18 protein-coding genes and 1 pseudogene are annotated in these 18,955 nt (G+C 61.4%); 5 read left to right on the top strand and 14 right to left on the bottom strand.

Annotated elements, in window-relative coordinates; genetic code table 11:
- Nucleotides 1-11 precede the first annotated feature (11 nt).
- The 5 genes from AB3X94_RS21605 to phoU all read right to left on the bottom strand — a co-directional run bounded on the left by AB3X94_RS21605 (nt 12) and on the right by phoU (nt 4,349).
- Nucleotides 12-803, bottom strand: a complete 792-nt coding sequence (locus AB3X94_RS21605) for an ABC transporter permease (RefSeq protein ID WP_008918591.1) — start codon at nt 801-803, stop codon at nt 12-14.
- Complete coding sequence (locus AB3X94_RS21610; RefSeq protein ID WP_176110987.1) at nt 803-1,738, bottom strand: ABC transporter permease subunit; 936 nt, start codon at nt 1,736-1,738, stop codon at nt 803-805. Before AB3X94_RS21610 ends, AB3X94_RS21605 begins: the two co-directional genes overlap by 1 nt.
- A gap of 20 nt (nt 1,739-1,758) precedes the next feature.
- Nucleotides 1,759-2,877: an ABC transporter substrate-binding protein gene (locus AB3X94_RS21615; protein ID WP_368612649.1), complete on the bottom strand. Its 1,119-nt coding sequence runs from the start codon at nt 2,875-2,877 to the stop codon at nt 1,759-1,761.
- Nucleotides 2,878-3,348: 471 nt separating this feature from the next.
- A complete protein-coding gene (locus AB3X94_RS21620; protein ID WP_176380233.1) occupies nt 3,349-3,585 on the bottom strand; it encodes a hypothetical protein in 237 nt (78 codons plus the stop codon).
- 56 nt (nt 3,586-3,641) lie between these two features.
- A complete protein-coding gene (phoU, locus tag AB3X94_RS21625; protein ID WP_176110990.1) occupies nt 3,642-4,349 on the bottom strand; it encodes a phosphate signaling complex protein PhoU in 708 nt (235 codons plus the stop codon).
- 65 nt (nt 4,350-4,414) lie between these two features.
- Here phoU and AB3X94_RS21630 point away from each other — a divergent pair, with 65 nt between their 5' ends.
- Nucleotides 4,415-4,840, top strand: a complete 426-nt coding sequence (locus AB3X94_RS21630) for a hypothetical protein (protein ID WP_368612650.1) — start codon at nt 4,415-4,417, stop codon at nt 4,838-4,840.
- A gap of 129 nt (nt 4,841-4,969) precedes the next feature.
- On the opposite strand, the gene AB3X94_RS21635 is transcribed toward AB3X94_RS21630, so the two are convergent.
- The 3 genes and pseudogenes from AB3X94_RS21635 to AB3X94_RS21645 form a co-directional block, all read right to left on the bottom strand.
- The gene (locus AB3X94_RS21635) at nt 4,970-5,584 is read right to left on the bottom strand and encodes a SulP family inorganic anion transporter (protein ID WP_246392241.1); all 615 of its coding nucleotides are present in this window, start codon (nt 5,582-5,584) and stop codon (nt 4,970-4,972) included.
- Nucleotides 5,585-5,623: 39 nt separating this feature from the next.
- A complete protein-coding gene (locus AB3X94_RS21640; RefSeq protein WP_176110992.1) occupies nt 5,624-6,394 on the bottom strand; it encodes a ferredoxin--NADP reductase in 771 nt (256 codons plus the stop codon).
- A gap of 554 nt (nt 6,395-6,948) precedes the next feature.
- Nucleotides 6,949-7,173, bottom strand: a pseudogene (locus AB3X94_RS21645) (aminotransferase class V-fold PLP-dependent enzyme); the annotation flags it as partial.
- Nucleotides 7,174-7,478: 305 nt separating this feature from the next.
- On the opposite strand from AB3X94_RS21645, the gene AB3X94_RS21650 reads away from it, so the two are divergent.
- Genes AB3X94_RS21650 through AB3X94_RS21665 form a run of 4 tightly spaced genes read left to right on the top strand, consistent with a single transcriptional unit; the run spans nt 7,479 to nt 11,322 of the window.
- Nucleotides 7,479-8,324, top strand: a complete 846-nt coding sequence (locus AB3X94_RS21650) for an ABC transporter permease subunit (RefSeq protein WP_176110993.1) — start codon at nt 7,479-7,481, stop codon at nt 8,322-8,324.
- On the top strand, nt 8,314-9,057 hold the full coding sequence (locus AB3X94_RS21655; protein WP_176110994.1) for an ABC transporter ATP-binding protein: 744 nt from the start codon (nt 8,314-8,316) through the stop codon (nt 9,055-9,057). The genes AB3X94_RS21650 and AB3X94_RS21655 overlap by 11 nt, the downstream gene beginning before the upstream one ends.
- 35 nt (nt 9,058-9,092) lie before the next feature.
- Nucleotides 9,093-10,097, top strand: coding sequence for an NrtA/SsuA/CpmA family ABC transporter substrate-binding protein (locus AB3X94_RS21660; RefSeq protein WP_368612651.1), 1,005 nt, complete (start codon nt 9,093-9,095; stop codon nt 10,095-10,097).
- 10 nt (nt 10,098-10,107) lie between these two features.
- Complete coding sequence (locus AB3X94_RS21665; protein WP_368612652.1) at nt 10,108-11,322, top strand: acyl-CoA dehydrogenase family protein; 1,215 nt, start codon at nt 10,108-10,110, stop codon at nt 11,320-11,322.
- A gap of 40 nt (nt 11,323-11,362) precedes the next feature.
- Here the strand turns inward: AB3X94_RS21665 and AB3X94_RS21670 are convergent, their stop codons facing one another.
- The 6 genes from AB3X94_RS21670 to AB3X94_RS21695 all read right to left on the bottom strand — a co-directional run bounded on the left by AB3X94_RS21670 (nt 11,363) and on the right by AB3X94_RS21695 (nt 18,731).
- Nucleotides 11,363-12,424, bottom strand: coding sequence for an LLM class flavin-dependent oxidoreductase (locus tag AB3X94_RS21670; protein ID WP_368612653.1), 1,062 nt, complete (start codon nt 12,422-12,424; stop codon nt 11,363-11,365).
- A 165-nt stretch (nt 12,425-12,589) separates the two neighbouring features.
- Nucleotides 12,590-14,089, bottom strand: coding sequence for an MFS transporter (locus tag AB3X94_RS21675; protein WP_368612654.1), 1,500 nt, complete (start codon nt 14,087-14,089; stop codon nt 12,590-12,592).
- A 232-nt stretch (nt 14,090-14,321) separates the two neighbouring features.
- Nucleotides 14,322-14,573 carry a hypothetical protein gene (locus AB3X94_RS21680; protein WP_176380225.1) on the bottom strand — a complete coding sequence of 84 codons (252 nt, stop codon included), beginning with the start codon at nt 14,571-14,573 and terminating at the stop codon, nt 14,322-14,324.
- A gap of 295 nt (nt 14,574-14,868) precedes the next feature.
- On the bottom strand, nt 14,869-16,233 hold the full coding sequence (locus AB3X94_RS21685; RefSeq protein ID WP_368612655.1) for an LLM class flavin-dependent oxidoreductase: 1,365 nt from the start codon (nt 16,231-16,233) through the stop codon (nt 14,869-14,871).
- The gene (locus AB3X94_RS21690) at nt 16,233-17,480 is read right to left on the bottom strand and encodes an SfnB family sulfur acquisition oxidoreductase (RefSeq protein ID WP_368612656.1); all 1,248 of its coding nucleotides are present in this window, start codon (nt 17,478-17,480) and stop codon (nt 16,233-16,235) included. Before AB3X94_RS21690 ends, AB3X94_RS21685 begins: the two co-directional genes overlap by 1 nt.
- 3 nt (nt 17,481-17,483) lie before the next feature.
- Entirely contained in the window at nt 17,484-18,731 is a 1,248-nt protein-coding gene (locus tag AB3X94_RS21695; RefSeq protein ID WP_176111002.1) for an SfnB family sulfur acquisition oxidoreductase, read from the bottom strand.
- Between the last annotated feature and the right edge of the window lie 224 nt (nt 18,732-18,955).

Here is an 18,955-nt window from a genome sequence, read left to right on the forward strand (position 1 = left end):
GCCTCACCGGCTCAAGTTTTATGGCCGGCCAGCGCGCGCGCCGAGCCGAACACCTGGATCAATCCCATCGATGCCCACGTGACAATGAAAGCGATGATCGCCAGCGCCGAGGGCTCGTAAGCGCGGTTCGCGCCGATCAGTTGCAAATACGGTCCGAACGCCGGGCGATCCAGCAGGCTCGCGATCGTGAATTCGCCGATTACCACGGCGAACGTCAGAAACGCGCCGGACAGAATCCCCGAGCGCACGTTCGGGAAAATCACGCGGAAAAGGATCGTCGTCCAGCCAGCGCCGAGACACTCGGCGGCCTCGGTCAGCGAGCGTACATCAACGGCGCGCATCCCCGCATCGACGGCCCGGTACATAAAAGGCAGCGATAGCGTGACGTAACCGAATACGAGTAGCAGATCGGTCGCGCGTTCGTGACTGGTGAACGGCAAAATCGAACTGCTGTTGTAGATGCGCAGGTAGCCGAAGACGATCACGATGGCCGGGATCACGAGCGGCAGCAGGGTGATGAACTCCACGACCGGCCGAAGCTTCGGTAAACGCAGTTGCACCCAATACGCCGTAGGCACGACGAGCAGCACGCCGATCACGATGGTGAGCAATCCCATCAACACTGAATAGCCGAACGAAGCCTGAAAATGGGGATCTCCCAAGACAACGCGGTACGCATCGAAGCTGTACGCGTCGCGACGCATCCGCAGACTGAACTCGAAGGTCGCGGCGAGTGGAGTCAAAAAATACAGTGTGCCGATGATCACGGCGATCCAGGCGCCCGCGCGCGATTGCGATTTCATCAGCGTCCCCTTTCGGCTCGCGCGCGCAACCAGATGTAACCGCCGTTCGACAGTCCCGTGACCACGATCATGCCGAGCGCGAGGGCATAACCGAGATTCTGGTTATGCAGCACGTCGCCGCGAATCTGCGCGAACAGCAGGATCGGAACGATGTTGAGGGAACTGCCAGTCAACGCGTAAGCCGTGGCGACCGCGCCGAACGCGTTGGCGAACAGCAGCAGGGCCGCACCCAGAAAGCTCGGCCAAAGGACCGGCAACCCGACGTAGAGCCAGTATTGCGCCGCCGTGCCACCGAGGCAGTCGCACGCTTCGCGCCACTCGCGTTTCAGGCCATCGAGCGCCGGCGTGATGATGAGCACCATCAACGGAATCTGGAAGTACAGGTATGTAATGGTCAGCCCGAGGAAGCTCAGGATGCTGAACCCGGTGGAATAGAGATTGAAACCGAGATATTTCCGTGCGAGCACCGTCACGAGGCCCACGCGCCCCAAAGTACTGATGAACGCGAAGGCGAGCGGCACCCCCGCGAAGTTGGATGCGACGCCAGAAAAGGTCATGAGCGTCGGCCGGATCCACGCGGGCAACCGACCGTGCACCGCGGCCCACGCGAGCAGCGCGCCGAAGATGGCCCCGCCGGACGCGGATGCGACGCTCACCTTCACGCTGATCCAGTAGGCATCGAGTACAGCCGGTTGAAACAGCTCGCGAAGATTCGCAAGTGTGAAGTTCCCCTGCGCATCCTGAAACGCGCCGATCATCAGAAAAGAGGTGGGCAATAAAAGAAATAGCAGCGCGAACGCGAAAAACGGCACGACGCCCGCATAGGTCAGCCAACTTGCACCGCTGCTGCCGCGCACGGGACCGGATTTCGGCGCGGGCCCGGCGGGCGTCAGCAAGTCCGGGGCCGAAGCGCCTGGCTGCGGAGATGCGCTCATCCCGGCGGTCTCGCGCGTGCCTACTTCACGTTCGCGCCAACAACCTGATCCCAGCCTTTGGTCACGATGTCCTTCGTGGCGTTCTGCTGATCGAGCGTCGGAAAGACCGCGCTGCTGTAGGCCGATGCAGGCGGCAGCTTCGCGAGCAGCGCCGGCGGCACTTTCTTCTGCGCGACGAGTTCGTTGTAGCGCATCGGATGACAATAACCCGCAAGCCAACCGAGCTGCCCTTCGTCAGAGTAGAGGAATTCCATCCACAGCTTCGCGGCATTCGGATGAGGAGCATAGGCACTGATCGCCTGCACATAGACGCCCGCCACCACCCCTGTCTTCGGCACAATGACTTGTACCTTCGGATTGCCTTTGAGCGTGTCCCGATCGGCAAGCGCGTTGTAATCCCAACGCACGATGATCGGCGTCGTGCCCTGCGCCAGTGACGCGGCCTTGCCGATCACGGGCACGAAGTTGCCGCTCTTGTTCAGATCGGCGAAGAACTTGAGGCCCGCTTGGTCAGCCTTCGTTGCATCGCCTTTGCCTTGCGAAAGGCCCGCGGCATAAACGGCCTGAATGGCCTGATTCGCCGAGCGCGGGTCACCGGCGAGCGAGACCGCATTGCGGTAGTCCGATTTGAGCAGATCGCCCCAATCGGCCGGCGCCTTGTCGATCATGTCCGCGTTGACTTCGAACGCAAGCACGCCGTAGTAGTCGCCGTACCAGTAACCTTCCGCATCCTTGGAAGCTGCGGGGATCGAGTCCCACGTCGATACCTTGTAAGGCTGCAACAGGCCTTCTTTTTTCGCAGACGGTCCGAACGACAGGCCGACATCGATCACGTCGGGCGATTGCGGTCCCTTGTTGCCTTTGTTCGCCTTGATCGCTTCGATCTCGTCCCCCGAGCCTGCATCAGGGTTCAGTTCGTTGACGTGGATGCCGTACTTCTTCTGGAATGCGGCGATCAGCGAGCCGTACCCGCACCAGTCATGCGGCAGGGCGATCGTGGTCAACTGCCCTTCCTGTTTGGCGGCGGCCACGAGCGCGTCCGGTGGCGCCGCCGATGCAGGGTTAATGCCCCCCGCAGCGAGTCCAGCCGTTGCTGAGATCGAAAGGACACGGCCCGCCCAGATACGCTTCATCGTCATCGCTGTTTCCGAAAGGAAGGTAGTGCGTTGAGGGGATCCGCCGATTGCTGAAGCAGGCTAGATTTAAATCCAGAAATTTGCAAGCTGCCAAAAAAGTGCAACTTCACGTTTTGGCGGATCTAAGCCGCGTACCGTCGCGCCGACGAAACCCTGATTGCCTGATCCCACAATCGAGCATTTCATCTGTGGCAGAAAGACCGTCAAGCGTGTCTATGCGCACCATCGTCACGAGCTCGGTCGATGTCGCGCTCCGATTGCGCAGCGCATCAGAAACGCCTGAGAGCGCGCGGGCCATGCTCGGGCGGCCGCCACCACCGGCCCGATAACCGTGCTGGACATCGGTAGTTCTAGTTGACGCCAGACAGACGTCGGTTGATCCTACGCCGAATCTATGCACAAGCTGGCGTGATCAGCGGTACTCAGGGCATCGCGCGATGCAGTTCTCCCGATACGAGTCCTCGGGATTGACCGCTATACGGTCTGCACTGCCGCGTCGCCCACGAGGGTCTGGTCGCGCCGCATAGCTGACAACGACGCAGAATCGCGCAGTGAGTTGGTTGCTTCGTGACTGAACAGAAGATTGACGATTTCGCGTGTCGGCACGCTGGTCATGAGCGTGGACATTTTTCCGGGGCGAAAGCAGCGGCACCGCAAGATTTCATTGCTCGGTTCCGGCCGGGTATCTTCAGGCAAGATCAGAAAAAACACGTGGTGTCGTTTGTTCAGGCCGCCGAACTGGAACAGGTACCACTGTCGGGCGCTTCTCAATCATCCAGGGCCTCGCGCTCAAGTCGGTCGCGCGAAATGTGACGGACATCCTTGCCCTTGACAACATAGATGACAAGTTCTGCCAGATTCTTTGCGTGGTCACCGATCCGTTCGATAGCCGACGCAATGGACACGTAGTCGAGCGCGGAAGAGATCATGCGGGGATTCTCCGCCATGAATGTTGGCAGCTTGCGCACGAATGCGCGGTACTGCTCATCGATCGCCTCATCCTCACTCATAATCCGGGCTGCCTCAACCGTATCGAGCCGCGCGAATGCAGCAAGCGCGTTGTGGAAGATCGTTCCCGCCATCTGACCGGATGACCGGATTTCCGCGATATTCATGCTCCTGCCCGCAGCGTCATTCGCGATTTTGCGCGTCCGCTTTGCGATCTTGCGCGCTTCGTCCCCTGCGCGCTCGAGATTGCTGATCCCCTTTGAGAAGGCCAACAGTCGACGCAGATCGGACGCGATGGGCTGGCGCCGCGCAATGATGTTGCTGCAGTCGGCATCGATCTCGACTTCCATCGCATTGAGTCGATGCTCCGCATCAACCACCTTCTCGACCAGACCCATGTCGAAGCGGCTGAGCGCCTCCATCGCATCGGCCAGTTGGGACTCAACCAGTCCACCCATTTCGAAAAATCTCGACGACAGGTGCTCCAGGTCAGCATCGAACTGCCTGGAAATGTGCTTGTCTGACATAGAAAACTCCCTCTTTCCAGAATGACGATAAACTGTTTGTACGGTTTGTCAAACCTGAAAAAACCATGAAGCCAAAGGCTACCAGGAACAGAAGCGGCAAGCGGGCGCATGTATCCCCGGACGACGGTGCCAACGAAGCGGTGGCCGGCGGGAAGTCAGTCCAGACTGTGCAAGACCGACGTGTTGCGGACAAGCCACAGTCCCGGAAGGCGATGTCTGTTGAAGCGCCTTCTGCGCGCGCTGTCCGGCACCGCAGGGAGCATGTCAACCAGGAAAAAGTCGTGCGCGACACCTTCACGATGCCCAGGAGGGACTACGAACAGCTCGCGGTACTCAAGCAGCGGTGCCTCGATGCTGGCCTGGACGTGAAGAAGAGCGAACTCGTCCGTGCAGGGCTGCTTCTGCTGGCATCTGAGCCAACGAAACGTCTTCTTGCGGCCGTCAAGGCGGTCGAACCGGTCAAGACCGGTCGGCCGCCGAAATCGAAGTGAGCCGCGCTCGCGGCCAAACAGGAGACGCCCCTATGCTGGCTCTCCTGTGTGCGCCTGCCTGCGAAGGAATCGAACCGGTAACTGTCAGGTCTTGACCAGTCAAATCAGTGCCGGTCATGGCAAAACAGATCATCGACGAGCTTGCACGCGGCGTTGTATCCGCCCATGAGCGCGTCGGCCTCTGTTGCGAAGGGACGGCCGCGCGCTTCGCCAAAGCGCAACGGTGAAAACACGTCGCGTGTGATGAGCAACGGACTTCGCGATTGAGAGAGCCTCCATCAAACCGAGAGACGCAATCGCAACCGCGCTCGACGATAGCTGGCCGATCCAGTTCCAGTGAATTTCCGGAATATGCGGCGACGGCAGCCCCGACTTCAATGTGCCGATGACGGCCACCGCGGTATGCCCGCCTTGCTCCAACCTCGTCCAGCCGAGCGCGTACGCAGCCCCCGAAACGATTATCGGCACCACGAACATATCGATTTGCGGCAACCGGTAACGCCGCACCGCGCGACGCAGCAGCAACGCCAGCACGACCGAAGCGACACTGACGGCGGCGGCTTTCAGATTGATGGGGTCGCCTGTCAGCGTCAGCCAGAGCCTATACAGCACATGCCGGTGGCCTGAACCCTTCTCGCGTACGCCCAACGCATTGCCAATCTGCCCGATCGCCAGCAGCACCGCCGCGCCCGCCATGAAACCGAGGATGACCGACTCGACCCCGCCCTGCTGACGGCAATTCAAGCAATATGAATGCAATGGACGACCCGACGAGCCAGGTGCCTAGTCCACGAACGCACGTTCGATGACATAGTGTCCCGGCGCATTGCTCTTGCCCTCCACGAGCCCCGCCCGTTTCAGCAATTCGGTCGTATCGGCAAGCATGGCCGTGCTGCCACACAGCATCACCCGGTCGCTTTTAGGCGAAAACGGCGCGACATCCAGGTCGGAAAACAGCTTGCCCGACGCAATCAGGTCGGTGATGCGCCCTTCGTTCTCGAACTCTTCGCGCGTCAGCGTGGGATAGTAGACGAGCTTTTCCTTGATCACGTCGCCGAGGTACTCATGGCCCGGCAGATCGTGTTTGATGTAATCCATATAGGCCAGTTCGCCTTTCAGGCGACAGGTGTGCGTAAGAATCACTCGCTCGAAACGGTCGTAGATGGCCGGATCGCGGATGATCGACATGAACGGCGCGAGACCCGTGCCTGTCGAGAGCATCCAGAGAGTTTTGCCGGGCAGCAGGTTATCCGCGACCAACGTTCCCGTGGGCTTCTTGCCAATCAGGACGCTGTCACCGACGTTCAGATGCTGCAGACGGGACGTGAGCGGACCATGCTGCACCTTGATGCTGAAGAACTCGAGATGCTCCTCGTAGTTCGGGCTCACGATGCTGTAGGCGCGCGCGAGCGGCTTGCCATCGACTTCGAGGCCGACCATCGTGAATTCGCCGTTATTGAAACGCAGACCCGGATCGCGTGAGCACGTAAAGCTGAACAGGGTGTCGGTCCAGTGATGAACCGACTGGACCGTTGCGATGTCGTACTTGCTCATAGTTTGTTAGCCTCGGTATCTCGTCGTCCTTACCAGCCTCGCCCACAATAGCGAAGCCAGAGGAAGGATGCATTATGCAATGCGCGGCTCGCGACGACAGTCCGTGTTGCCGAATGACCGGAACGAAACCGGCCCCTTCACTCAGTTCGCCTTATTTCGCTCGCGCGCCCGGGAATTTGTCGATATACGGCGCGAGCGCTGAACGAAGCGAACCGTCATGCTTGCCGGACAACTCTCTTTCCAGGCACGCAAGAGCAAGCGCGACGATCAGGACGGCGACAAGGGTTCGGCGGCGCGCTCGCACGGCGTCGCCGCCTGGCACGCTCCAGACGCTGCCGGCATCCCTTTCACGTCTGACAGGCCAAGGCATTTTCAGCGCTCCTCGTTCCGTTCGATGTCAGGCTAGGTGTCGTGACCCAGCCCGCCGACTTGCCGACTCTTCTCCCGCGCATGCAGGAGTCTTCAGGCACATAGCCGATGGCTTCATCGCATTGTCATTCGCCCGCCTGGCGCGATGGAACGAATTTGTTCTGATATCCAAAGGAGCGCCGGTGACTGCGCGCCTCTTCGTAGGCATCGGTCGCCCGGCTCGCCAACGTATGCGCGGCCCGGTGGATATTGGGATTCTCGTACGCGTAGAAGCAGGTCAGCCGGTCGGTCACCGCCTGCGGCTTGTGTGTGGTCGCGGCATTGTCGAACCAGATCGGCTGCCTGCCGTTGACCCGCTCGTGCAGGATCGGGAAATCGCGCCGCACGGCGTTCACGTCGAAGCGCGGATGGACGGGCGGCGCGAGCGGCGTCGCACCGTACTGCGCGCCCGATGGAGTGCGCCGCGACCTCACGGGCGCCACATGTCGGCAACTTCGAGCAATGCGCCGGAGCTGGAAAGTAAAGAATAAAAAACTGTTTGTCATCGCACTGGCAGTCGGCCTCTAATTGCAAGCTCGACCTACGAGAGCTATCCCCTTTTTTCAGTAAATGTTCCTTATACGAATCGCAACGCGAAATGAAATCGCCGTCAAGTGGGTTGCCCCGTACTGGCTCCAGTCTGGAGCAATCTTTTTGAATGTTTATGTGGAACAAAATGGCTGACATTACTGATTCTCGCAACAGCCATGTCACTTCGACCCGGTTGTCCGCGGCCGTCTCGAAAGGCACGCTCTACAAGTGGATTTCGTGGATCGTTCCAGCACTGGTGCTGGTGCTCTGGCAAGTTGCGGCGCTCATTGGACTCATCTCGCCTCAGGTTCTTCCAGCCCCGAGCAGCGTCGCGGCAACCGCATTCGATCTGGCCCGCGACGGCGATCTCTTCGTTCACCTCGGTGTTTCGCTGTTGCGTGCCGCGACAGGCTTCGCAATCGGCGGAACGATCGGACTTGCGCTGGGTATTCTGGTCGGCTTTTCACCGCTCGCGCTGGCACTGCTCGATCGTTCAATCCAGATGGTGCGCGCGATTCCATTTCTCGCGATGCTGCCGCTCGTCATCGTCTGGTTCGGTGTCGGCGAGGTGGCGAAAATCTTCCTGGTCGCGCTCGCGGTGCTGTTCCCAATCTATATCAACACCATGCTTGGCATTCGCCAGATCGACCCGAAACTGATGGAGCTCGCGAAGGTCATCGGGCTGGATCGAGTCGCGATTGTGCGACGGATCATTCTGCCTGGCGCGATGCCATCGATCCTGACTGGCGTGCGTTATGCGCTGGCTCATGCGTGGCTCGCGCTCGTCATTGCCGAAACGTTGGCGACGACGAAGGGCATCGGCTTCCTGGCCATGGATGCGCGCGAATTCCTGCAAACCAACGTCATCGTATTGACCATGATCATCTACGCGATCATCGGCGTCGCGGCAGACGCGTCAGTGCGGCTGCTTGAAACGCGCTTCCTCTCATGGCACGCGAATTACGCCAAAAGGAGCCTACATGTCCGTTGATTTCGCGTTGTCCCGCGAGACAGATATCGCGACGCTCACCGCTGAGCGAGTGAACCCGTCGTCTCTCGCAGTATCGGTGCGCGGTCTGCGGCGCCACTATGGCAGCCGGGTCGTGATAGACGCTCTGGATCTCGAGATCCGCGCAGGTGAATTCGTCGCGCTGCTCGGCGAAAGCGGATGTGGAAAGACCACCCTGCTGCGTGCGCTGGCCGGGCTCGATCGGCCCGACGCCGGCCAGATCAGCGCGCCCGAACGCCCTTCCGTCGTTTTTCAGGAGCACAGGCTACTGCCGTGGGCGACGCTGTGGGAGAACGTCGCGCTCGGTCATGAAACGTTGGTCGGTCGTGCCGGGGCGGCGCGTGCGTTAGCCGAAGTCGGGCTTGCCGGTCGGGAAGACGACTGGCCGCGCAACCTGTCCGGGGGACAGGCGCAACGCGTGGCGTTGGCGCGCGGCCTCGTTCGCGATCCTGCATTGCTGCTGCTCGATGAACCGTTTGCGGCGCTCGACGCGCTCACGCGGATCAAGATGCACGGACTCGTCAAGGAACTGGTCGCACGTCATCAGCCCGGCATTCTGCTCGTGACGCATGACGTCGATGAGGCGCTCGCGCTCGCCGACCGGATTCTGGTGATGCGCTCAGGGCGCATCGCTGTTTCCTTCCAACCCAAAAACCATACGCCGCAAGCACTGCGGTCGATCCTGCTCGAAGAGCTCGGCGTTCAGTCTCACTGAACGCTTTTCCGCATGACCTTAAGGACCTGACAAGAATGAACGAGTCTTCGCTGAACCGCCGCCAACTCTTGCGCGCGGCGGGCAGCCTGCTGGCCGGTGCCGCCGTCGGTAGTCTGCTTCCCGCTCGCGCCGCCGAGCCGCGCAAGCTGACACGCAACACCGATACGGTTCGTATCGGCTGGGGATACGGCAGCCTGCCGGACATTGCCAGACAGCGCGGCGTGTTTGCGAAGACCCTCGCTGCAAAGGGCATCAAGGTGGAATGGGTCGGACCGTTCCCGAATCATGCTCCGTCGATCCAGGCAGTCGTCGGTGGCAGCGCGGATTTCGGCTTCTGGGGATCGACGACGCCCGCGCTCGCCGCGATGCTGGCCGGTTCCCCGCTCGTATTCAACGCTTTCGACATCTATTCGCCGCGCTCGACGGCGATCATCGTGAAGAAATCGAGCGGTATCAATTCGGTGGCCGATCTCGCGGGCCGCAAGGTCGCGATCAACCGGTCGGGGTTGGGTGAGTTCCTGCTGATCGCAGCGCTCGAAAAGCATCATGTCGAGCGCAGCAAGGTCGAGTTCGTCTACCTGAATCCGCCCGATGCCGCACCGGCATTTGCGCAAGGCGTGGTCGACGCCTGGTCGATGTGGTCCCCTGGCGTGGACATCGCACGCTACACCAACGATGCCAGGGACATTTTCAACGAAGGACGCGACCTCGATTTCCTGATCGATTACAGTTCCCTCGTGACGCGCCGGAAATTTACCGAAGAGAATTCGGAGCTGATTCGCGCGGTCATCGATGCGTACTACGTCGAAGGTGCGTGGCAGTCGGCGCATCCCGGCGAATCCGAACAGCTCGTGCAGCAGGAAGCCAGATATCCGGATCAGGTGCGTGACTATCTGACGAGCCTCAAACGCGTCAACCAGTTCCACGAACCCGACGACACTGCGTTCATCGCGCAGTTCCAACGCGCCGCCGATTGGCTCGCGGAGCGCAAGATCATCAATTCGCGAATCAAGGTCGCGGATTACAGCGTCAAGGTTTAACGAGAGCCCAATGGGAATTCCACTAGTCTCACCCTTGTCCGCAAAACTTGGCTTTGCCGGGATCATCGCGAATATCGCATCGACCTCGGCAGAGCGGGAACGCAATCATCATCGGCCGCACGAGGAAGTCGCGATACTCAAGAATCTCGGCTTCGGCGCGCTGCGCCTGCCGGCCGATGCGGGTGGGCGTGGACTCTCGCTGAGCGAGCTTTTCGTCGTGGCTCGCGACGTCTCGGCGGCGGATTCGAACATCGCTCACGCTTTTCGCAATCATCTTTGGCAGGTCGAGGCTGCGCTCAGACGACGGGATCACCCGTTCCATGCGCACGCTCTCGATCTGACGAGGGACAAGAAAACCATCGGCCTCGGTTTCACCGAACGCGACGCCATCGCGGCTGGCGCGCGCCCGAGCCGGGTGCTGAGCCGGCTAGAGTGGGACGAAGCGCGGCTCGCCTATATCGGCTCAGGCGAGAAGGTCTACGCAACCGGCAACCTTTATAACGACGCATTCGTTGGCGTTGCGGTGGAAAGCCGCGAGGGCAGGACCGTTCAATACGTGCTCGACCGGGAGCAAGGCGTCAGCACCGATGACGACTGGCAAGGATTCGGTCAGCGCCTGACGGCTTCAGGCACGGCAAAGTTTCACGCGGTGACGGTGCCCGCAGCTCATGTCTACCCGACAGATCCGCCACGAACCGACGAAGCAGCGCCTTGGGGATACACGTTTCATCAGGTCTATCTGACCAACTGCATCGCAGGCATCGTGAGGCGTATTGCGTTGGACGCCGTCGACGTCTTGCGCTCACGCGGGCGTAACTTCTATCACGGCGATGCTGCGCATCCTGCCGGCGAACCTGTGCTGCAAACGCTGCTTGGTCGAATTCGCGCCTACGCAGCCAGCGTCGAGGCAACGGCCGACCGCGCTGTGGCAGCGTTGCAGCTTGCGTGGGATGACTATGGAACGGCCAACGAATATGAAACCACACTGGCCGCGACGCTCTCCGCAGCCGAAGCCAAAGTCGTGATCGACGACCTCGCGCCGCAGATCGCCAGTTGGCTGATCGACCTTGGGTCGGGCTCGGTCGTGTCTCGAGTGGGCGCGCTGGACCGGCATTGGCGCAACATCAAGGTGATTGCTTCGCACAATCCGCGCTTGTACAAGGAACGGCTGCTCGGGCAGAACCTGCTGACCGGACAGCTTCCACCCACCGGCGCGTACTTCTGATCGCGAACGCGCGTGACGCGCGATTCGTGACCAGAATCGCTCAATCCGCAAGGAGCCGGCGAACGCGCGGCACGACCTCTTCAGCAAAGCCGCGCATATCGGCTTCGAACGGCTGGAACTGCAGCATGAAGAGTTCGATGCCCGCCCGGTGGAAGGCGGCGATGCGCTGCGCCACGGTGTCGTAGTCGCCGACGAGCGCCGCTGCCGTGCCGCCATTCGATCCCACGCGCGGCGATTGCGCCAAAGTCTGATGCATCACCGCTTTCGGATCGGTATTGGCCTTCTGGCGCTCGCGCAGGGGCTTGTCAAGCTCGGCCAACGCGAACAGATGCGCGAGATGAGCCTCTGCCTGCGCCCGCGTTTCGCGCGCGATCACAAACGCCGACAAACCGAAACGCAACGCGTGCAGCCCGGCAGGACGCGCGCGAGCGGAGACGTCGGCGATGAGTCGCGCAACGTCGTCGTGCGGCTGACCATTGATGAACCATACGTCGCCGTGTGCCGCCACCAGTTCGCGCGCCGGCTCCGATTCGCCGCCGACATAGATGCGCGGACGCGCACGAAACGGATCGGCGGGATGCAATTGATATCCGTCGATGCGGAAGTTGTCGCCGTGATGATTCACGACTTCGCCTCTCAGCAGTGCGGCAACGACTTCGATCCATTCGCGGCCGTACGCATAGCGCTCGTCGTGTTCAGGAAATCCAATGCCGGCTCGTTCGAGCTCTGGACGATTCCACGCGTTCACCAGGTTGATCGCAAAGCGCCCTTTGCTGATGTGCTCGATCTGCTGAGCCATCTTCGCAAGCACGACGGGGTGATAGAGATAAGGCTTGATCGCAGTGATGATCTCAATGCGCGACGTGAGTGCCGCCAATGCCGCCGATGCGGTCCATGCCTCGAGTTGATCGAGCGAAGGGTCATGCGGATTGATCGTGTGCTGGGCGACGAGCACCGAGTCGAATCCGAGACGCTCGGCCTCGATGACGAGGGCCCTGTTGCGGGCCCACGAGGCGTCGTAGGGTTCCGCTGGATCCTGCAATGCGGCACGGCTGCCGTGCACGAGAGCCCAGACGCCGAAGCGGGGAAGTTTGGCTGACATCGTTTTGATAGGCGGTAAACCGCAGACAGAAAACGTCCATGCTAACCTTGCCCGCGCCAGCCGCTTTCCAATTTCTATCGATAAAGAACTCGCGAAAAGGCATTAAGGCTCGCGCAGCGCATGCGCACGGCCACTCGACGGCACCTGCGCCAACGCACCCTGGCTTCAGAGCGCCGGCGAGCGAGGCACCGCCGGTTGCAGACCCTGATAGTCTTCGGCGTCGATGTCGTAACCTGAAGGCTCCCACCGGATCGCGAGCAGCACCAACAGCGAAGTCAGTGGCGCAACCGCGATCACCCAGAATACCTTCGTGCCGAGCGCGGCGGCCAGCACGGGAAACAGAAACAGCGAAATGGTGGACGCCGTGCGCACCAGCGTCTGATTGAAGCCGACGCCGATCCCGCGCAGCGAAGTCGGATAGCTGAGCGACGCATAGGTCATCGAATGCGAACCGGGGCCGAAGCCCTGCCCGAACAGATAGCCCCCCAGCAGCAGGATCGCCACGACCACCAACGCGCCGCCGCTGGGTCGCCCGATTAGCGCGAGTCCGATCAGCGAGGCGAATTGCAGCGAATGCCCGAGCACAGTCAGCTTCCACGCGCCGACCGTTGGCGCGGCGCGCATACCGATCAACCCGCCGACGAACGCGAACAGCAGGTTCAGCGAGAGCGACGCGATGATTGTCGTGAGGGGACCTTGCGCGAAGAAGCTCGTGATGATCACGGGCAGACCAAAAACGATCGCGTTATAGCCAAACGACGACGCACTGCCGATCACGGCGGCAAGTATCGTGCGCCTGCGGTAAGTGGCATTGAACAGCACGCCGTAGTTTCGCCAGGATGCGGAGCGCGGTCGCGCAACAGACTTACCCGTATGTTCGACGACGGCATCAATCCCGTAAGAGCGCTTCAGGATACGCGCCGCGCCTTCGAGGTCGCCGTGATTCGCCGCCCAGATTGGCGATTCGCTGATGTAACGGCTGCGCACCAGAATGATGGCGATGGCGGGCACTGCGCCGAATGCGAGTGTGAGGCGCCACAGCCAGCCGAAGTGTTCCTGCGGCAGCATTGCGTAAAGGCCGAGAATCAGCAGATAGCAGGTGCTGGTCGCCGCGTACCACGCGGGGCACCAGGCGGCCACGCTCGCGGCCTTGTTGCCGCGCCCCGCCACTCGCGAAAACTCCGCGAGAAACGCCATCGCGACGGGCAGATCGAGCCCGACGCCGAAGCCCATCAGAAAGCGCGCGCCGCCGAGCACCCACGCGTTGGGGGCGAGACCAGCGGCAATTGCCGCGACCACAAAGAACAGCATGTCGGCCATGAACACGCGATAGCGCCCGATGCGGTCAGTCAGATAGCCGCCGAACAGTGCACCGAGGATCGCGCCGAACGTGATCGCCGACGATACGAATCCCACTTGCACCGGCGCCAGCGCGAACTGCTTCGCGATGTCCTTGATGCCATAGGCAAGCGAGGTCAGATCGTAGGCGTCGAGAAAGACGCCGCCGAGCGCGATCGCGATCACGATGCGTGCATTGCTGCCCTTGGCAGCACCCGCGTTGACGATGCGCGCGACATCCTGCGGCGAACGGATCACAGCGGGACGGGAAATCTCCGGCTGCGCGGACGCGTCAAGCGGAGTGGATGGAATAGCGACGGTAGACATGATGGCTGTTCAACACGTGTCAAAAGTTCCTGCATGCTAGCGACGCGCCTGTCGTTTTCCAAACGACGATTGAATATATGCAAAGCGCGGGATCGAACGATGCCCGTGTGGCAATCCGCGACGCGGCGCCTTCGTCCGTTCCGTGCTTTCGATATGCGCAATCGATGGTGGATTTGCACCTGCGTCGATTTCGCGTGGTCGACGACGTCGATACAGCGTTGCCTGAAAGGCACTACGCGGCCGTCATTGCCTCGGGGAGTCGGATGATCTCGCAAGGCGGCTTCGGCAACGGCTGATGGTCGGCGAATGCGGTCCCGCATCGCACTGCAAAAGCGAGCGCCGACTGCCCATTCGCGAAGTGTCCGAGCTCACCGAGCGTGGTCGCTTCGCCGTCCTCTTCCAGAATCGATACGCGAGCCACGAACAGACTTCCGCTTCTCACGACCGACGGCTGGACGGCTATCCCGTGGTGGTAAAACAGCATGTCACCTCCTGTGTTACGGAAACTCACGCAGGCGTGCCCGCTTTTCCGAGCACGCCGAGCCACGACTAGCCAACAACGTCGTGCGAAGCATCGGGTTTCGGCGGATGAAACCCGTACTCGTGGTCAATCTCCCCGGTCATACTGCGTCGTTGGAGTGCAGACTCATTATTGGCAGGATGGCCGCGTTCGCGCCAATATCGATTCACGATTTGGATTTCGCGTGCGCTTCGATATGTCAGTCAATGAACGGACGTCAGGCACAACGTTGAGCGCGATGGCAACGCTGCGTCTGGATTTATTGTCCACCAAATTTCCGAAAGCTCGAGGCCGTGTGCCGTTCGGGCAATTGATCGTCATGGCCAAACAACTTTCGTCGTAGCGTTCCATCGGCATAAGCGGTCTTGTACAGACCTCGATTCTGAAGCTCGGGCACGACATGATCGATGAAGTCCTCGTAACTCTCCGGTACAACCGTGCGGCTCAGATTGAAGCCGTCAATACCGGTTTCTTCGACCCAGCCCTGCAGTTCATTCGCGACCTGCGCAGCGCTGCCCACGATGGCCGGATACCGCCCCCCCAGTTCGAACATCTCGAGCAGCTTACGGCGCGTCCAGCCGTGCTGCTTCGCCGTGCGCGTGGCGGACTCGATTGCATTGGTGGGCGCATAGTCGACAGGCGCGTCGAGATCGTATTGGGCGTAGTCGATGCCCGTACTGGCGGCAAAATGTGCAAGCCCTGCTTCGCGGTTCGCATAACGCAAATAGTCCGCGTATTTCTCGCGTGCTTCGCGCTCGGTTGCGCCCGTTACGACAGCTGCGCCAGCAAAGACCTTGACGTCGTCGGGGCGTCGTCCCGCTTCCACGAGTTGCTCGCGCAGCGTCCTGACGGTTTCGCGTGCAACGGCCCGATTCGGCGGTGAGATGAATACGCATTCCGCGTGGCGGGCGGCGAAACGCTGGCCGCGTCCTGAACTACCGGCCTGGAAAAGAACCGGAGTGCGTTGCGGCGACGGCTCCGCGAGGTGATAACCGTCAACGCTGTAATAGCGCCCGGCATGTCGAACCTTGTGAACCTTCGCGGGATCGGCGTACACCCGCCCGGACTTGTTGCGCAGCACTGCGCCGGCTTCCCAGCTTCCTTCCCAGAGCTTGTACAACACGTCGAGATATTCGTCCGCGCGATCGTAACGCTCGTCGTGCCGCAACTGCCTTTCGAGTCCCATCGCCCGCGCCGCGCTGTCGAGATAGCCGGTCACGATATTCCAGCCGATTCTTCCTTGCGTCAGATGATCGAGCGTCGAGAAACGTCGCGCCAGCAGATACGGCTGCTCGTAAGTCAGGTTGACCGTTACGCCGAAGCCGAGATGCTCGGTGACGGCGGCCATCGCCGAAATGACAAGCGTGGGATCGTTGACGGGAAGCTGTATGGACTCGCGCAGCGTCACGTCGACGTTGTGTTGATAGACGTCGTAGACGCCCACGATGTCGGCCAGAAAAAGTCCGTCGAACAGTCCGCGCTCGAGCGTGCGCGCGAGGTCGGTCCAGTATGGAAGCGTTCGATACTCGAGAGAGCGGTCGCGCGGATGGGTCCACAATCCATGGTTGATATGGCCCACGCAATTCATGTTGAACGCGTTGAGCAGGATCTGCTTTTTTGCCATCACAAGGCTCCGTGCCTCGGCGGCAGTTTGTCGTTGAGATAGAAATTGCCGACGGCGTGATATTTCCATCGCACGGGATCATGCAGCGTGTGCGTGCGCGCATTGCGCCAGAACCGGTCGAGGCCGAGATCGTCGAGCGTCGCGGCGGTGCCGGCGAGTTCGAAAAGGCGCGAGCCCGCGTCCAGCGAGACCGTCGTGGTGAGTGCGCGCGCTTCGGCCACGGCGACCGATGCCTGCGCGACCGAACGCTCGGTGGGCTCGGCCTGGGCCGCATCGACGAAGCGCCCGGCCCGGCGCACCAGCGCTTCCGCCGCGCTCAACCGAACGGCGAGATCACCGAATTGGGTGATGGTCAGCGGATCCTGCGACGCGTGTTCCACCTTCGCGTCGATCCACGGCCGCGAACGCTCCCGTACGAACTGCAAGGCCGCCTGAAGTGCCCCGCGCGCCTGCCCCAGATCAATCGCTGCATGGATGATCTGCGCGAACGGCCCGATTGTAGTGGGGCGTTCGAACGATGCCTGAAACGGCACGATCCACTCCGGCTCGACGCGCACCTGACTGAATTGCACCGAACCACTACCCGTGACGCGTTGCCCGAACCCGTCCCAGTCATCGATCACTTCGACGCCTGGCGCGTTGCGCGGCACGAACACCAGATACGTGACATCACGTCCCTCTTCTTCGCCAATCACTAGCGTCGGAATCCAGTGCGCGAATAGCGCGCCTGTGCAATAGAACTTGCGGCCATCGATTTGCCAGCCGGTCGCGCTACGCGTGAGCCGCGTGCGGCGCTTGAAGTCTTTATGCCCGATCTCCGCGAGCGCGTTGCCGAATCGGTCTCCCGCCAGTACGCGTTCGTAGAAAAAGCGCTGCTGGTCCGGTCTCCCGCCGACACGCAGCACTTCGAGTGCATAGAAATGATTTTGCGGAATCTGGCCCAATGAGCCATCGGCCGCGGCAATGATCGCCGTCACTTCCGCGAGCGTCCTGCTGCCGACGCCTGCGCCGCCATATTGCCGTGGCACGGTGATACCCCACAGACCGCTTGCCACGAACGCGTCGAGCTCGGCCCACGGCAGCCGGCGCTCGCGATCACGCGCCGCCGCTTCGGCTGCGAAGACTTCGGCAAGGCGTTGAGCGGCTTGCAAAGCCTGTGCGTCATCCGCTATCCGTTCGGGCCTTACGCGCGTCGAGTCTCCCAGTACGGGGCGATCGAGCGTGCCATCATCAATTTCTGTTGCCATCTTTCAGTTCCACGAATGCCGCGCAGGCAGCACATGATTCAGGAGGTAGTTGCCAACCAGGTGCAGCTTCCAGCGCACGGGATCATGCAGCGTATGGGTACGCGCATTGCGCCAGTGGCGGTCGAGGTTGTGCGCCGCACGCGTCGATGCGGACCCGGCCAGTTCGAAAAGCTTCTCGCTCGCTTCGAGCGCGATGCGCGTGGTGAGCACCTTCGCGTGAGCCACGGCGACAGACGCACGAGCGCTTGCCTCGGCGTCGACTGGCTGCGCGGCGATGACATCGAGCGTGCGGCCTGCCTCCAGAAGCACCTCGCGTGCGGCATGAAGTTCGATTTGCAAACGCCCGACGTCGGCGATGATGTAAGGATCGTCGACGGCGCGCTCGAGCCCTGAATCGATCCACGGCCGCGCGCGTGCTCGCACGAAATCGATTGCATCGGCCACTGCCGCCTCGGCGATTCCCTGGTCGATTGCTGCCTGGATCAGTTGCGAAGTCGGCCCGAACAGCCCCGGACGGTCGCCCAGTTGCCAGATGGGCAACACGTCCTCAGGGTCGACTAAGACCTGATCGAAAATCACGGTTCCGCTCGCGGTCGTGCGTTGCCCAAACGAATTCCAGTCGTCGATGACACTCAGGCCAACGGCATCGCGCGGCACCCATACCTGTACGGCTCTTCCCTCATCGTCGATCGCGCGCGCCGGCACGCGGTGCGCGAACAGCGCGCCCGTGGAGTAGAAGCGTGTGCCGTCGAGCCGCAGGCCGTCCTGCGTCGCGCGCAAGCGCGTCGTGCCTTGCACGATAGTCGCGCTCGATGCGGAGCGGCGCTCAGGGCCCGCATTGCCGAGCCGCAGGCCAGCCAGCACTTCGCCGTAGAAACGCGCCTTCTGAGCCGGCGTGCCGATCTCGCGCAGTACGCCCAGCACGCCAAAATGATTCTGCGGAATCTGACCCAATGCGGGATCGGCTGCGCAAAGAATCACGAACACTTCTGCAAGCGTCGCGAACGAAAGGTCGGCGCCGCCGTATTCGGCCGGCACGGTGATCGCACCAAGTCCACTTTCGGACCAGCGGTCGAGTTCTGCCCACGGCAGGATGCGCTGGCGGTCGCGCTCCGCAGCGACCGCTGCGAAGTCTGCCGCGAGGGTGCGCGCGGCTTCGAGAGCTTCGGTATCTCCCGCGATACGCTTGACGCGCACCGGATCGGGACGGCGCGGCAACTGAGCCGCGGAATTGGATTCGGATGTAGACATGTTGGCTCGAACACAAAAGTGAGGCTCGTCTGCCTGCGACGCTGCTTCGCAAACGAAGGAGCGAACGTCACGCTCTGGCACGGAGCAGACCAATCACGTAATGGATCAGTACCCGCTCGCCACGCCTACTATCGAATCCGGAATTGCATATGACGATCCGCGATCGCGGTGAGGCTTCACACGGACATGAGGTTCACGACCCAATGACTTGCGGCCGCCAAAGA

The sequence above is a fragment of the Paraburkholderia sp. BR10923 genome, assembly GCF_040948765.1.
GTDB lineage: Bacteria > Pseudomonadota > Gammaproteobacteria > Burkholderiales > Burkholderiaceae > Paraburkholderia > Paraburkholderia youngii.

Coding starts and splice junctions, on each gene's coding strand:
- AB3X94_RS21605 (WP_008918591.1), bottom strand. CDS start 803: ATGAAATCGCAATCGCGCGCGGGCGCCTGGATCGCCGTGATCATCGGC.
- AB3X94_RS21610 (WP_176110987.1), bottom strand. CDS start 1,738: ATGAGCGCATCTCCGCAGCCAGGCGCTTCGGCCCCGGACTTGCTGACG.
- AB3X94_RS21615 (WP_368612649.1), bottom strand. CDS start 2,877: ATGACGATGAAGCGTATCTGGGCGGGCCGTGTCCTTTCGATCTCAGCA.
- phoU (WP_176110990.1), bottom strand. CDS start 4,349: ATGTCAGACAAGCACATTTCCAGGCAGTTCGATGCTGACCTGGAGCAC.
- AB3X94_RS21630 (WP_368612650.1), top strand. CDS start 4,415: ATGAAGCCAAAGGCTACCAGGAACAGAAGCGGCAAGCGGGCGCATGTA.
- AB3X94_RS21640 (WP_176110992.1), bottom strand. CDS start 6,394: ATGAGCAAGTACGACATCGCAACGGTCCAGTCGGTTCATCACTGGACC.
- AB3X94_RS21650 (WP_176110993.1), top strand. CDS start 7,479: ATGGCTGACATTACTGATTCTCGCAACAGCCATGTCACTTCGACCCGG.
- AB3X94_RS21655 (WP_176110994.1), top strand. CDS start 8,314: ATGTCCGTTGATTTCGCGTTGTCCCGCGAGACAGATATCGCGACGCTC.
- AB3X94_RS21660 (WP_368612651.1), top strand. CDS start 9,093: ATGAACGAGTCTTCGCTGAACCGCCGCCAACTCTTGCGCGCGGCGGGC.
- AB3X94_RS21665 (WP_368612652.1), top strand. CDS start 10,108: ATGGGAATTCCACTAGTCTCACCCTTGTCCGCAAAACTTGGCTTTGCC.
- AB3X94_RS21670 (WP_368612653.1), bottom strand. CDS start 12,424: ATGTCAGCCAAACTTCCCCGCTTCGGCGTCTGGGCTCTCGTGCACGGC.
- AB3X94_RS21675 (WP_368612654.1), bottom strand. CDS start 14,089: ATGTCTACCGTCGCTATTCCATCCACTCCGCTTGACGCGTCCGCGCAG.
- AB3X94_RS21680 (WP_176380225.1), bottom strand. CDS start 14,573: ATGCTGTTTTACCACCACGGGATAGCCGTCCAGCCGTCGGTCGTGAGA.
- AB3X94_RS21685 (WP_368612655.1), bottom strand. CDS start 16,233: ATGGCAAAAAAGCAGATCCTGCTCAACGCGTTCAACATGAATTGCGTG.
- AB3X94_RS21690 (WP_368612656.1), bottom strand. CDS start 17,480: ATGGCAACAGAAATTGATGATGGCACGCTCGATCGCCCCGTACTGGGA.
- AB3X94_RS21695 (WP_176111002.1), bottom strand. CDS start 18,731: ATGTCTACATCCGAATCCAATTCCGCGGCTCAGTTGCCGCGCCGTCCC.